General features: G+C 34.7%; 16 protein-coding genes. 8 read left to right on the top strand and 8 right to left on the bottom strand.

The genetic code is table 11. The features are described 5' to 3' along the window. Positions 1 to 200: 200 nt before the first annotated feature. A complete protein-coding gene (locus tag RT412_RS03710; protein ID WP_313347029.1) occupies positions 201 to 764 on the bottom strand; it encodes a DUF3841 domain-containing protein in 564 nt (187 codons plus the stop codon). A 104-nt stretch (positions 765 to 868) separates the two neighbouring features. On the opposite strand from RT412_RS03710, the gene RT412_RS03705 reads away from it, so the two are divergent. Then, on the top strand, positions 869 to 2,524 hold the full coding sequence (locus RT412_RS03705) for an FAD-dependent oxidoreductase (protein WP_313347027.1): 1,656 nt from the start codon (positions 869 to 871) through the stop codon (positions 2,522 to 2,524). 212 nt (positions 2,525 to 2,736) lie between these two features. Here the strand turns inward: RT412_RS03705 and RT412_RS03700 are convergent, their stop codons facing one another. Then, positions 2,737 to 3,357 carry an FMN-binding protein gene (locus RT412_RS03700; RefSeq protein WP_313347024.1) on the bottom strand — a complete coding sequence of 207 codons (621 nt, stop codon included), beginning with the start codon at positions 3,355 to 3,357 and terminating at the stop codon, positions 2,737 to 2,739. 243 nt (positions 3,358 to 3,600) lie between these two features. Here RT412_RS03700 and RT412_RS03695 point away from each other — a divergent pair, with 243 nt between their 5' ends. After that, on the top strand, positions 3,601 to 4,260 hold the full coding sequence (locus RT412_RS03695; protein ID WP_313347021.1) for a DUF6143 family protein: 660 nt from the start codon (positions 3,601 to 3,603) through the stop codon (positions 4,258 to 4,260). Positions 4,261 to 4,436: 176 nt separating this feature from the next. Then, positions 4,437 to 5,213: a LysM peptidoglycan-binding domain-containing protein gene (locus RT412_RS03690; RefSeq protein WP_313347018.1), complete on the top strand. Its 777-nt coding sequence runs from the start codon at positions 4,437 to 4,439 to the stop codon at positions 5,211 to 5,213. Between the two features lie 52 nt (positions 5,214 to 5,265). Here RT412_RS03690 and RT412_RS03685 read toward each other — a convergent pair whose 3' ends face one another. From RT412_RS03685 to yedE, 5 genes are all read right to left on the bottom strand, one after another. Then, entirely contained in the window at positions 5,266 to 5,412 is a 147-nt protein-coding gene (locus RT412_RS03685) for a hypothetical protein (protein ID WP_313347015.1), read from the bottom strand. Between the two features lie 20 nt (positions 5,413 to 5,432). Next, positions 5,433 to 6,047 (bottom strand): hypothetical protein, encoded by a 615-nt coding sequence (locus RT412_RS03680; RefSeq protein ID WP_313347013.1) that lies wholly within the window; start codon positions 6,045 to 6,047, stop codon positions 5,433 to 5,435. Positions 6,048 to 6,222: 175 nt separating this feature from the next. Then, positions 6,223 to 6,459 carry a DUF3343 domain-containing protein gene (locus tag RT412_RS03675; RefSeq protein ID WP_313347010.1) on the bottom strand — a complete coding sequence of 79 codons (237 nt, stop codon included), beginning with the start codon at positions 6,457 to 6,459 and terminating at the stop codon, positions 6,223 to 6,225. After that, complete coding sequence (locus RT412_RS03670; protein WP_313347007.1) at positions 6,459 to 6,665, bottom strand: sulfurtransferase TusA family protein; 207 nt, start codon at positions 6,663 to 6,665, stop codon at positions 6,459 to 6,461. The genes RT412_RS03675 and RT412_RS03670 overlap by 1 nt, the downstream gene beginning before the upstream one ends. A gap of 12 nt (positions 6,666 to 6,677) precedes the next feature. Further along, complete coding sequence (gene yedE / locus RT412_RS03665) at positions 6,678 to 7,754, bottom strand: YedE family putative selenium transporter (RefSeq protein WP_313347005.1); 1,077 nt, start codon at positions 7,752 to 7,754, stop codon at positions 6,678 to 6,680. A 181-nt stretch (positions 7,755 to 7,935) separates the two neighbouring features. On the opposite strand from yedE, the gene RT412_RS03660 reads away from it, so the two are divergent. The 4 genes from RT412_RS03660 to RT412_RS03645 all read left to right on the top strand — a co-directional run bounded on the left by RT412_RS03660 (position 7,936) and on the right by RT412_RS03645 (position 12,173). Further along, positions 7,936 to 9,084 carry an aminotransferase class V-fold PLP-dependent enzyme gene (locus RT412_RS03660; RefSeq protein WP_313347003.1) on the top strand — a complete coding sequence of 383 codons (1,149 nt, stop codon included), beginning with the start codon at positions 7,936 to 7,938 and terminating at the stop codon, positions 9,082 to 9,084. Between the two features lie 24 nt (positions 9,085 to 9,108). Continuing rightward, positions 9,109 to 10,017: a selenium metabolism-associated LysR family transcriptional regulator gene (locus RT412_RS03655; RefSeq protein WP_313347001.1), complete on the top strand. Its 909-nt coding sequence runs from the start codon at positions 9,109 to 9,111 to the stop codon at positions 10,015 to 10,017. A gap of 145 nt (positions 10,018 to 10,162) precedes the next feature. Continuing rightward, positions 10,163 to 11,623 carry an AlkA N-terminal domain-containing protein gene (locus RT412_RS03650; RefSeq protein WP_313346998.1) on the top strand — a complete coding sequence of 487 codons (1,461 nt, stop codon included), beginning with the start codon at positions 10,163 to 10,165 and terminating at the stop codon, positions 11,621 to 11,623. Between the two features lie 10 nt (positions 11,624 to 11,633). After that, the gene (locus RT412_RS03645; RefSeq protein WP_313346996.1) at positions 11,634 to 12,173 is read left to right on the top strand and encodes a methylated-DNA--[protein]-cysteine S-methyltransferase; all 540 of its coding nucleotides are present in this window, start codon (positions 11,634 to 11,636) and stop codon (positions 12,171 to 12,173) included. Between the two features lie 45 nt (positions 12,174 to 12,218). Here RT412_RS03645 and RT412_RS03640 read toward each other — a convergent pair whose 3' ends face one another. After that, positions 12,219 to 13,427, bottom strand: a complete 1,209-nt coding sequence (locus RT412_RS03640; protein ID WP_313346993.1) for an FprA family A-type flavoprotein — start codon at positions 13,425 to 13,427, stop codon at positions 12,219 to 12,221. A gap of 219 nt (positions 13,428 to 13,646) precedes the next feature. On the opposite strand from RT412_RS03640, the gene RT412_RS03635 reads away from it, so the two are divergent. Then, entirely contained in the window at positions 13,647 to 14,075 is a 429-nt protein-coding gene (locus tag RT412_RS03635; protein WP_313346991.1) for a DMT family transporter, read from the top strand. Positions 14,076 to 14,169 lie beyond the last annotated feature (94 nt).

Raw genomic sequence — 14,169 nt, 5'->3', positions numbered from 1 at the left:
TATCCTGAACGAAATGATAGGATAAAAAAATCCTGAGCAGACCGTCAGGATTATTATACACACAAAAAACTTTCATATTCACATCTTGACGGCATCGCGGTACCGAGTTAAAGATTATTTTTTTTAAAATATAACATAAGCATAATCATCTGTCAATGACATATTTTTACATTATCAACCTTAAACCAATATAATTTTACTTATTTGTATAAAATATCTTTTATCATCTCCGGTCGTATTTCCCAAATATTTGCCTGCACTCTGAATATATCCCACTTATCAATATCAAAAATTCTGTGCCAGCTTTCCATTACTCTTTTTTTCTCCTCAGGATAAAGATGTGATCTTTTATCATCTATAAATGAGAAGGAATTAGAAAAGCCCTTTTTCGCAATATCCTCGGCATATTCTTTTTCATCGTTTTCATCTTTAGGCACATAGTGATGATTTAAAACATAGTCCCATTTTGCTCCGTCAAAATATATTACTTCATTTTCATTCACTTCAATAACATATACAATTTCATCTTCGGTAGGTCTCAGCATATTTTCTTCGCTTACGGAACACCATATAGGAAACTCCACCCACTCCGGCTTGGGTACTTTTTTTTCTGCTTGCTTAACAAACCAGGAATACAAATTAATGATATAGTCAGATATTTCATCAAACTTATCATTAAGATGCTTTCTCTCGATTCTTATAACTCCATTCGCGTTTAATTCATCCAGACTTTTAATATGCTGTCTTGTCCATAGCTTTACCATATTACCCTCCCAAAATATAAATGTTTAGCATTAAAAATCACTTTATTTAATATATTTATTATAACATCGGCAATCAGATATTACCATATAAAGGGGAATTTTTTATGACTGTTCAAAACGCTTTTTATAATCCTACAAGCGGACAAAGACATGAGCTTTTAAAAGAAGCCTTAAAAAATGCCGGAAGAACTGAAGACTATGAAAATATAATTGAACTGCTTGGTCCGGGACCAGATATTTTAGAGCTTGCATCTTCGGATTCTCTAAAAAATTATAAAATAGGAATTATTGGAGCCGGCTTGGCAGGTTTAACGGCTGCTTATGAGCTTAGAAAGCTTGGAGCTTCAATAACTGTTTATGACGCTGAAGATAAAAGAGTAGGCGGAAGAATTTTTACTCACTACTTTAACAAATCAACCGAATATTTCAGTGAATTGGGGGCCATGAGAATCCCGATTTCTCATGAAACCGCTTGGTACTACATAGATTTATTTAATCTTAATACCAACTCTATGTCTTCACTTAATTCCAACAACATTTTATATACACACAATATCAGGATGCGACGAAGTTTTAGTGGTAAAGAAATAGAAAAATTTCTTTATCCCTTGTACAACTTAACAGAACAGGAAAGAAATACTTCATGGCCGGAGTTAGTAAGCTATGCTGACAATACCATGCTAAAAAGCTTAACACCAAGACAACGAAGTGAAATTCTAAAGATACTTCCGCAATATTCCAACCAATATGCTGAGCTTACTAAAATGAGCACCAAGACCGTTTATGAGAGCTTAGGATTGAGTCAGGGATTTGTAAATTTATTATGTGCCGTAAATCCAATAGCTGCCGTATTGCTGAATTTAAGTTACAACGAAACAATGACCGGTATTTATACATTTGATTTTCTAAACATATATAGAATATCCGAAGGAATGATTAAATTACCTTTAGCATTTATAAGCTCATTAATTAATAATAGTCCTCCTGAATTATCCAATCATCCTTTAGGAAAAGTTACATTTAAATTTGGTCATGCAGTAGATGGAATATTTTTTTCATCAAATAATTATATAGATTTACAGTATACAGACCCAAAGGGCACCAAATCATCAGAATCCTTTGACCTGGTAATTTGCACCATTCCCTTTTCGGTTTTAAGAGAATTTAACATTAATCCATATTTTAACGATACAAAAATGCAAGCTATAAGAGAATTGAATTATCTTGATGCACAAAAAACCGGCATATTTTTTAATAAAAGATTTTGGGAAGAAAATGAGCCTTACGGTAACATTAACGGAGGTATTTCCTATACAGATCTGATTATTCAATCTATCATTTACCCCCTCTATGTAAGAGGTGAAAAACCGGAAGATTATTCTTATAATGAGCCGGGTACTTTGATTGCTTCATACAATATAGGTGCGGATGCAACAAGATTGAGTAACCAAAACGGTTACAGAAGATTTGAAAAAATAAAGCAAGACATGGAACAAATTCATGGTTTACCAAAAGGATATCTGGACTCATTAATTGAAAGTTATAAAACAGTTCATTGGAATTCGGAGCAATGGTCAAGAAGTGCATTTTCAGCAAGCTATCCGGGTCAAAAAATAAACTTTGCTTATTCTATGATTCAGCCGGAGTACAACAATAGACTATATTTTGCAGGTGAACACATTTCAACTAAGCCGAGATGGATACAAGGCAGCTTACAGACAGGCAAATGGGTTGCAAATCAAATAGCAATGAGTAAATAACGCATAATTTATTCGGCTTTACAAATATATTCTTAATAATTCTCCGGAATTTATGACAGAAATTTCGGTAAAAAATCGTGTGCTGCACTGGCGCTTGCACAAATGAGGTTAGGGTATAAAAAATGGTGACATAATTAAGTCACCATTTCATTTATATTTCGCATACAGCATAAGCGACTGATACCAAATCAAAGATTTGGGTCATCTGCTTATTATTTTGATAATGCGTTGTTTACAGCTTCAATAATTGCATTACTTGTAATTGTAGCGCCTGCTACAACTTCTACGTCAGCTGAATTAGCTTCAATTATTTTTTCAGGAAGTTGTTCTATGGCATTTGATCCGATACCCGGGGTTTCATCGGCACCAACTATTTCAACATCAGCAATTTTATCACCGTCCATTGTTAAAGTTACGGTTACTGCTCCACCGAATCCTTCGGCAGTTCCTGTTAAAGTTGAGCCGCCACCTGCGCCGCTGCTTTCCAATGCGCTTTTAGCAGCTTTTATTATTGCCTCACTTGTTATAGTTGCACCCGCTACGATCTCTACGTCAGCTGAATTAGCTGCTTTTATTTTATCAGGAAGCTGTTCTATGGCATTTGTTCCGATTCCAGGAGTTTCGCCATCACCTTTTACTTCAACATTAACAATTTTACCGCCTTCAGTAGTAACTGTAACAGATACCTCTCCGCCAAATCCCTCAGCAGCTCCTGTCAATGTTTCTTTGCCGGATGTTGCAACATCATCATTGCCTGCAAGCATACCATTTCCAACCGCTAATATTGCATAAGACAACACTAATACAACTACTATTATTATACCTTTTTTCATTTCTTCCTCCTTTATTTTTTCCAACATCGTACATTATAACAGCTTTTATATTTCTTGTAAATAATCTAATTTTAATCAATTTTTACGAACAAAATCAATTCCATCTTCGGATTGCTGTTTGCACAAATGTAACTCCAAGTGTATATATTATACCAAAATATATACCTGACTACAATTATCAATTTAACAATTATTTAACTAAGACATATAATATATAAATATCTTACGAAAGGTAGGTGTATTATGGATAAATCTATATTAGACAATTTTATACCTTGGAAAAGTGCTGATTTTTACACATTCTCAGGAAGTGATACCGTTACTTATTTCCCTTCAAATGTTTCTTCACAAGAAATATCGCCTGAATCACAGACCCCTGTTTCTTTCAATTATATAGCTGAAATTCCAATAGCTACGGCAAAATCTATGGAAGGCAAATATTTCGTCGGAACAGCAGTGGATATAATTTTCGGCGAAGCAACAAACGGATGGGCAAGATTATATAATCCACCTGATTCAGGAGTGAATTTGTATGTTAATGCTTGGTCAGTAAGTGATATTTCATCAACTCCCTTCAGGGTACAAATCTGGTTTAACTGTACTCCACCCGGAATTATTCAGGAATCTCCATTTGTATCTTCTGCTAATACAACGATTATTCCCCATCCCCAACCGAAGACAATATTGCAATTCGGAGTTGGTGTAAGAGGCTTCCCTGCAGGTGGAAATTTAGTTTTTAGCAGGAACGGACTGCCAGGCATCACAATAGAAGAAGAAGAGAACGGAAGATTTATATTTCCTCCGGGCGGCTCATTTATAATTTTTTTATCCAATCCGGAAAGACCTACTCTGCCTGCTATCGGAAGAATTGCTTTTGGCTGGTGGGAGGAACCTATATTATAGCCACCTTAATGGTGGTTTTTTCATATCGTGTTTGATATGACCATATCTTCATGTAGTTACCATTGATTTAATATTAAGTTTTAATTACAATATTGATTACAATTTTAAGCTTAATCTTTAACAGAACACGAGTATTATCATAGTGATGAAGCTTAAAGGACCATAAGGAGGATTAAATGAACAAGAAAATAAGATCAATTCTATTGTCTGCAGGTCTTGCCGTAGGACTTACCTTCTCTTTCCCAACAACTGCTGATGCTGCAACCTATACCGTTGTTAAAGGCGATTCATTGTATTTTATAAGTCAAATTTTTCTCACTTCAGTAGATGACTTAATGCGTGATAATAATTTATACAATTATGATTTAAATATCGGTCAAATTTTAAATGTCCCTTCTCATACACATACGGTTCAAAAAGGAGACACGCTTTATTTAATTTCACAAAAATATAATATTTCTCTTTCAAGTTTAAGACGTGCAAATAATATTTATACAAATTACATAGACATTGGACAAGTACTTAATATTCCGACAAAAGCGTCTTTACCGGCTGTTGAAACAGAAAAAACCGAACCATGGCAAAGCTATAGTGCTGCTGAGTTGGACTTGCTTGCAAGATTAATAATGGCAGAAACCGAGAGCCAGCCTTATCAGGCAAAGGTGGCAGTTGGAGCGGTCGTACTAAACAGAATCAAGAGCGGTGTATTTGCAGGCACGATAACAGAAGTTATAAATCAAAAGTTTGGAGAATATTATCAATTTACACCTGTAGAAAACGGTTGGATTAAAAGACCTGCAAACGAAGAATGTATAAGAGCTGCCAAAGAAGCTTTAAACGAAGTTGATCCTACAAACGGTGCTTTATTTTATTATGATGATTCAACAACGAATACTTGGATCTTATCAAAGCCTGTTTCCATAAAAATTGGCAGAATGATATATTCCTACTAAAAAGCAATTAAAAAATGCGCCTTAAATTGGCGCATTTTTTATTACCCGTCATTCAACGATTAAAATCCTCTGATGCTGCATTATAGATATCAAGTATTTCCTCATCACTTTTGTTATTCAAATATTTTTCTTTTACATTTTCAAATCCTGCTTCTTCCAAGTATCTCTCTAATGCGTTAATCATTTCATCAATATTCATTTTAAAAACTCCTCTGCTAACTATAAAACCCAAATAACAAATGCCGTTGTCTGAGGTGGTATGCTTGCTGTCATAAAATCAGCATGCTCAACTCTGACCATCTGCCCGGGTCTCAAATCTCTCAGGTGTATTCTATTTCCCCTCCTGTCATAAATTTCTGTCATATCATTTACCACAAAACGCATTTGGCTCATAATGTCATCCGGGTTTCCGGTTATAAGAAAATTATTATTTGTATCAATTTCTAAGATCCTGTCCTCTACAATATTGGGAAAAACAGGTAATGAATTTACATTTTCTCTTACCACAGTTATCATAAAAGCTCTTGCTTGCGGCGGTATACTTCGGGTCATTGCGGCTGAAAAACTTGCATCAACGACGTTTCCCGGTCTTAAATCTCTGACACTTATTCTTCTTCCTCTTCTATTTCTGATAATTGTATTTCTATCGGTCACTAATGTAACAAGCTCAATATTAATCATACCAAAATCACCTAATACACCGTATGAAATTGTTACAAAGCTTGATCTGTTATCATGAGATATTTCTTCAATAATTGCACCCTCGACATTTATTACCATGTTATTCATCCATCTGAATGCTTTTACTTCATCATTTATAAAAAATTTATCCATTTATTTACACCTCTCTATAAAATTAATATATACATAATTATATATATTCTTGAGATAAAATATTGTTCTGACTATACTGTAATGCATCAAATTTGTTTGCTCTCTATTGCTTGTACAAATGGAGTTAGGTCATAAAAAAAAGAGGTCTTTAAAATCGACCTCTATCTTAATAAATTTATTCAGCTTCATAGATAAGCTTATTATAATTATCCATTGTTAAAAATATTTTTTCTATTTCATCATCAATTAAATCTTCTATGTTATTATAATATTCAATTTTAGCACTAATGCTGCAATTGGAGCTTAAACTCCGAGGCACAGGCATAAGTTCACATTGAATATTATTCTTACTGCATTTTCGTTCAAACTTTACAGAGCCGGAATGTGTAAAAAATAAAACGGTATATATCATTACTTCCTTGCCTCAATTATGGTAACATCATTATTTTCTATAATTGTTGCAGTATAGCCGGAGCTCTTCAAAAACCTTTCGACATTCCCCTTAGCTACATTGTTGTCTACTATTATGTCAACTCCCTCAGGGTTTTCTATTAATGATTTTTTTGTCATTAATACCGGCTGAGGACAACTCATACCACATGTATCTACTGTGCTCATAATTTTCTCCTCCTATTTTGCACTCACTTTAGTATTTACTTTAAATAAACTTTCCGAGTTGAAATATGATATTACACCTACAAAAACAAAGCATATAGCTACAGCTATCTTTCCGTTCACAGTCGGTCCTGCCGCACTTGAAGCTAATCCGAAATTGTGCGCAATACCTGCTCCGACCAACAATCCCATTACAGTGACTACAGAATCCGTATTACCTTCTCCTGATAATATTAATTGTCTGAGAGGACATCCACCTAATAAAACTGAGCCCCATCCTGCCAATGCCATACCTAAGAAGTTCCATAAACCGTCATTGTGAGCAATAGGTTGACCTTCAAATCCAAGATTGAAAAATCCGAAAAATAAATTCCCAATCAAACTAAATACAAATATTGAAATAAATCCAAGCAAAAGATGACTATCTTTGAAAAGGATCATATCACGAATACCGCCAACCATGCACATTCTTGTTTTTTGTGCTATACCTCCTACTACTAAACCTGCTATAAGTGAAATAATTATAGGTGCCGATAAAGAACCCGGACCATTTTCACTAAAGAATATAAAAGCCGGTGAAGCAATGAGAAGCACTAATAAGCCAATATTTACAGACGGGAAAACATAACCTTCAATTGTAGGCATTTTATAATTTCTTTTAAGATTAAAACCTTTATTCAAGAACTGAACTCCAACAAATATTCCTGAAGCATATCCGGCAATTCCGAATAAAGCATTTAAATCTCCTCCGGCTAATCTTAATACCATCCTTAACGGACATCCAAGAAACATAAGTGCACCAATCATTACTACTATTCCGAGCATAAATCTTGTAAAAGGCGAAGAACCGCCCTTTGATGCAAATTCTTTGTTTTTTAATGATAATAAAAATGCCCCTAATACTAAGCCGATAATTTCCGGTCTGATATATTGAACAACATCAGCTCTATGGAATCCTAAAGCTCCGGATATGTCTCTTAAAAAGCAGGCAATACAAAATCCCATATTTGCAGGGTTTCCAAAATGTACAAGTAATACAGATATTATTCCGATAAGTCCTCCTGCAAAAATAATTCCTTTTTTCTCCTTCATTCAACGTCCTCCTTACGATATAAAATCTGTTATTAGTTTAACATTCGTTATTTTTAAAGTAAAATAGATTAATTTAATAGTTTCTATCCCAAGAATTTGTAAACTTAATACTTATTGTATAAAATCATTTTTCATAATATAATGGTTTGAATACAATTATATTTTTTAAAGGAGTCAGGTAATGAAATATGTCTATTTAGACAATGGCGCTACATCTTATCCTAAAGCACCCGGTGTGGCGGAAAGTATGTCTGATTATATTTTAAATATCGGAACTAACGTAAACCGCGGGGCTTATAGTTCATCTTACAAAGCAGAAAATGTTGTTTATGAAACAAGAGAGCTCCTATGTGAATTGTTTAATTTTAGTAAGCCTGAGAATGTAATCTTTACAAAAAATATAACTGAAAGTATGAATGTATTGATAAAGGGTCTGTTAAAAGAAACTGATCATGTAATAGTTTCATCAATGGAACATAATGCGGTTATGAGACCTTTAAACTCACTTAACAATAAAGTTGAATATACCAAGGTTATATGCAATGAATCAGGAGAATTAAATATAGAAAATGTAGAAAACTCAATCAAGCCGAATACTAAAGCTATAGTAATGACACATGCTTCAAATGTATGCGGTACTGTTTTAGATTTAGAAAAAGTCGGGCAAATCTGTAAAAAATATAATTTATTCTTTATAATTGACAGTGCACAAACAGCAGGATTTTTAGATATTGACTTACAAAAATTAAATGCTGATGCAATAGGATTTACAGGTCATAAAAGCTTGCTTGGTCCTCATGGAGTAGGCGGCTTTATTGTAAACGACAGAATTAACAAAGATATGAATACTTTAATTGAAGGTGGTACAGGCAGTTTGTCTGATACAGAAATACAGCCGGAATATATGCCTGATAAATTTGAAGCAGGAACGTTAAACATACCAGGAATTTACGGATTGAATGCATCATTAAAATACTTATTAAGCCATGGTATCAAAAATATCCGAGAGAAGGAGATGTATCTCCTTGATAGATTTATTGAAGGTGTGCTTAACATTAAAAATATTAAAATTATCGGAAAGAAAACAACTGATGACAGAACCGGTATATTGTCCATTGATTTTATTGACGGTGACAACGGTCTTGTTGCACATGAACTAAGTAAAAATTATGGTATTATGACAAGAAGCGGTTTGCATTGCGCACCGTCAGCTCACAAAACTTTAGCCACCTTCCCAAGAGGTACGGTAAGATTTGCGGTAAGTCATTTTACTACTATGGAAGAAATTGATTATACAATAAATTGTATAAATAAGATAGCAGCTATATAATTTGTAATAAAGGATGGAAATATTGTGGAATTTAATCAATTGGAAAGCTTTTTAAGCGTAGTCAAATATAATAGTTTTTCTTACGCGGCAAAAGAACTATACATAACTCAACCTACTGTCAGCAATAATATTCAAAACCTGGAGAAGGAGCTTAATGCTACCCTTTTAAACAGGACAAGCAAGACAATAAACTTAACAGATGCCGGAAAAATTTTTTATAAATATGCCGTTGAACTGATTAACATCAGAGATAAAGCCAAGTATATACTCTCTGAGCATTCCAACAAAGTAGAAGGTGAAATTGAAATAACCGCCAGCTCTATACCTGAACAATATATTTTACCTTATATAATTAAGGATTTTTTAAATATATATCCTAAAGTTTCTTTTTCTATGACTCATAAAAATTCCAAAGACATAATAGATGATATTTTGGAAGGTAAATTAAACTTCGGTATAGTAGGTGCAAAGTATCATTCTGATATGCTAAAATACATAGATTTTTATGAAGATGAGCTCGTTCTGTGCGTTCCAAACAGCGATAATTATCCATGGTCTGAAAATGATTACTTAGATAATGATATTTTATTTTCAGAAAAACTAATCCTAAGAAAAAAAGGTTCAGGAACAAGAAAATTAATTGAACAGAAGCTTTCTGCTGTATCCATAAGCTTAGATGATTTAAACATTGTTTCTCAAATAGACAGTAATGAAATGATTAAAAAAATGATCGAGCTTGGCTTGGGGGTCAGTTTTATTTCAAAAATAGCAGTGAAAAATGAAATTGATTTAAAATTAATTAAACCCCTTAGAATAAAAGGTTTAAACTTAAAACGAAGCTTCTATTTCGTCCATAGTAAAAACAGAACCTTATCTCCTGTGGTGGAAGCGTTTAAAGACTTTTTAATTAACTGGAAAGACATAAGTTGCTGACTTTTTCATAAATCTTAACCCCTTAATAGGGGTTTTTACATATTCTTTAGAAATTACTTATACGGAAAAGCATGTCCGAAAGTAGCGAGACATTTATATGAAACGTGATATAATTAAATTGACTTTAAATTTAGGAGATGAGGCAATGATAGATAACGTTAAAGGTCTATATGCAGCATTTAAAGCGAAAGACGCTCGCTTTGACGGTCGTTTTTTTGTAGGAATATCATCTACGGGAATATATTGCCGTCCGGTTTGCAGAGCAAAACAACCTAAAGCCGAAAATTGCACTTTTTATCAAACAGCGGCGGAAGCTGAACAAGCCGGATACCGGCCATGTCTTTTATGCAGACCTGAGCTTGCTCCAGGTAATTCAATCATTGACGCTGCCGCTAATTTAGCTTACCGGACAGCAAGAATGTTAGAAGTAAACTGCCAAAGCGGACAAAGTTTAGATGAAATAGCCGGGCGACTCGGCTGTACCGGACGGCATTTGCGACGAGTTTTTAAGGCAGAGTATAATGTGTCACCGGTTCAATATCTGCAAACGTGTAGATTACTCCTTGCTAAAAATTTACTCACAGACACAAATTTATCAGTTCTGGAAGTTGCAATGGCGGCAGGTTTTGGCAGTTTGCGCCGCTTCAATGACATTTTCAAAAAATATTATAAGCTTTCACCTACAGCTTTACGTAAACAGACCCCGGAGGTAAAAAAGCATAATAACAACATAACTTTATCATTGGGCTACCGCCCGCCCTATCACTGGGAAGAAATGTTGAACTTCCTTGCTTACCGTGCAATACCAGGAATTGAGGTTGTAAAAAACGGTGAATATATGCGTACGGTGCATTTGGAAAACTCAGAGGGAAAACATATATACGGTTGGGTACGAGTAGCCGACAATCCCAATAAGAATACTTTGAACGTTACCGTAAGCGAAACTTTACTGACTGTACTTCCTAAAGTATTATCACGGATACGACACATGTTTGACCTATATTGCGACCCATATGCGGTATATGAAACGCTCCGGTCAATGAACGACATTCGACCCGGTTTATGCGTTTTGGGAACCCGAGTGCCGGGATGCTTTAACGCTTTTGAAATGGCCGTAAGAGCAATACTTGGGCAACAAATTACCGTAAAGGCAGCAGGCACATTAGCGGCAAGGATCGTCCAGACCTATGGCACGCCTATTCAGACAGGTATTGAAGGCTTAACACATATTTTCCCTTTACCTGAAGATGTATTAGCTTTAGATGGAATTATTGAAAATTGCTTTGGAGAATTAGGTGTTATCGCTTCGAGGTCAAATACTATTTATGAACTGGCACAATCATACGTGCATGGCGAAATCGATCTTAATCTTTGCGCAAATCCTGAAGAAGAAATGAAAAAGCTAATGGCTATTCGAGGTATTGGAAGCTGGACAGCACAATATATTGCTATGCGTTCTATGGAATGGCCTGATGCTTTCCTTGAAACAGACGCAGGCGTAAAAAAAGCACTACATCCCTTTACATCAAAAGAATTATTGAAAATCGCAGAAGCGTGGCGGCCGTGGCGCAGTTATGCTACTGTCAATCTATGGAACACGCTATAAGGAGGTAAAAATGTATTATTCAACAACATATTCGTCTCCCGTAGGAACAATTACACTTGCATGTGACGGGAATAATCTTGTTGGCTTATGGATTGAAGGACAAAAATATCACGGAAATACTATATTCGAAAATATTATAGATAATGTCGACTTGCCGATATTAGTCACAGCTAAAAGATGGCTGAACAGATACTTTGCGGGTAAAAAGCCCGACATTTCAGAATTGCCGTTAGCTCCGGCCGGCAGCAAGTTTCGTCAAGAAGTGTGGAATATTTTATGTGAAATACCATATGGTAAAGTCATCACTTATGGAGACATTGCAAAAAAAATAGCGGTAAAGATTAACAAGGAAAGCATGTCAAGTCAGGCAGTAGGCGGTGCGGTTGGACATAATCCCATATCTATAATTATCCCCTGCCACCGGGTTGTAGGTACAAACGGCAGCTTGACAGGATATGCCGGAGGAATTCATGCAAAAATAAAATTGCTTGAATTAGAAGGTATTGACATGTCCCGATTGTTTATCCCCACAAAAGGAACCGCGCTTTAGACAAAGCAGAACTCCTTAAAGAGTTCTGCTTGATGACTTTATTATCTAAAATTGATTAATAGAGCTATAAAAATCTTCTACAAATTTGTCTGCTATTTCTTCTTGATCCTCCTTCAGGGATGAAGTTATTTCAAATGGAGTTCCTACTACCTCCATATTTTTCATAGAACCAATTATTTCCTGCATTACCCTTAGAGCTTGCGGAGACCATGTGCCGCTTCCCACAAGACCGACCTTGCGATTTTGAAGATTTAAAGCTTTAAGCTCATTAAGCAGTGATTCCATTCCATAGTATAATCCCATATTGTATGTTACCGAACCGAATATTACATGACTGTATTTCCATATATCAGACACAATGTATGACGGATGAGTCTTGGAAATATCGTACATACGCATGTCCTTAACACCCTTTTGTGCCAACTTGTTAGCAATGACGTTAATGGTATTTTCCATGTTGCCGTACATTGATGCATATACTATAATTACCCCATTCTTCTCCGGTTCATACTTACTCCAAATGTTGTATTTATCAATGAAGTATTCCAAGTTTTCTCTCCATATCGGTCCATGTAAGGAACAAATCATTCTTATATCATAAGAACCCAATTTCTTTAATGCACCTTGTACCTGTGAACCATACTTACCTACAATATTCGCATAGTATCTTCTTGTTTCTTCTAAGTAATGATGTTCAAAGTCAGTTTCATCTGCAAAAATGTTCCCTGCCATTGCTCCAAAGGTTCCAAAAGCATCTGCTGAAAATAAAATTTTTTCTGTCTCCTCGTAGGTAAACATAACTTCCGGCCAATGAATCATAGGCATGGTCATGAATTTTAAATTATGCTTACCTATACACAAAGTATCGCAATCCTTTACTTCATGAATGTTCATGCTATAGTCAAAATCGTAAAACTGTCCTATAAATTGAAATGTTTTTTTATTTCCTACGATTTTTATATTAGGGTACCTTTTAACCAACTCTTCAATATTAGCGCAATGATCCGGCTCCATATGATTTATAACTAAGTAATCTAAATCTCTTCCGTCTAACACGTGAGATATATTATCAATAAATAATCTGCTTATAGATGTGTCAACAGTATCCATCAAGCATGTTTTTTCGTCTAAAATTAAGTACGAATTATAGCATACGCCATTTGGTATGGGAAACATATTTTCAAAACGCTCAAGTCGTCTGTCATTGCCGCCTACCCAATATATATTTTCACTTATTTTCTGAACACAATGCATATTCTCGCTCCTTCTTATTGAGAACCCGTCTCAATCTTTTATCTGTAGTTATCTCTCCCGCTAATTGTATTTATTATATCATAAACTATGCAAGTGTCCATTTTTTTCTGGAATTTATTCGGTCATGAAATCCTAAATTTTCTTAAATAATTATTATTTAAATTATTTTTTTGAGCAATACTATAACATAATATCACTTTATATAGAAGGGAAATTAGTATGATTGGTATTTTACTTGCAATGCTGGCAGGATTGTTAATGAGTGTTCAGGGTGTTTTTAATACTCGTGTAATGGATTCATCGAATATGTGGGCTACAAACAGCTGGGTACATTTGACTGCTTTTACTGCAAGCATAATTATATGGTTCTTCACAGGCCGCGAGAATTTACTTTCAGTGTTTAACGTAAGTAACAAATTATATTTGATTGGCGGCGTCATCGGTGCATTTATAACATTCACCGTTATTAAAAGCATATCAAATTTAGGACCTGCATATGCAACAATGTTAATTTTATTGGCTCAACTTGTAGTTTCATGTTCAATTGAAGCTTTCGGATTGTTCGGTACTGAAAAAATATGTTTTGAATGGAGTAAACTTATTGGTGTAGCTCTTATGATTGCAGGAATTATAATTTTTAAGAAATAGTATCCTTATAACTAAATTAAGATATCCCCCGCTTGATCGTATTTCATAGTATTTGACCGCAAAATAGCGTCTGCCAAATGACGGCTTTTTTTAT

Origin of the sequence: Sedimentibacter sp. (assembly GCF_032080165.1) — a bacterium.
GTDB lineage: Bacteria > Bacillota > Clostridia > Tissierellales > Sedimentibacteraceae > Sedimentibacter.
Note: the sequence above shows the minus strand (reverse complement) of the source record. Positions and strands in the feature narration are given on the sequence as shown.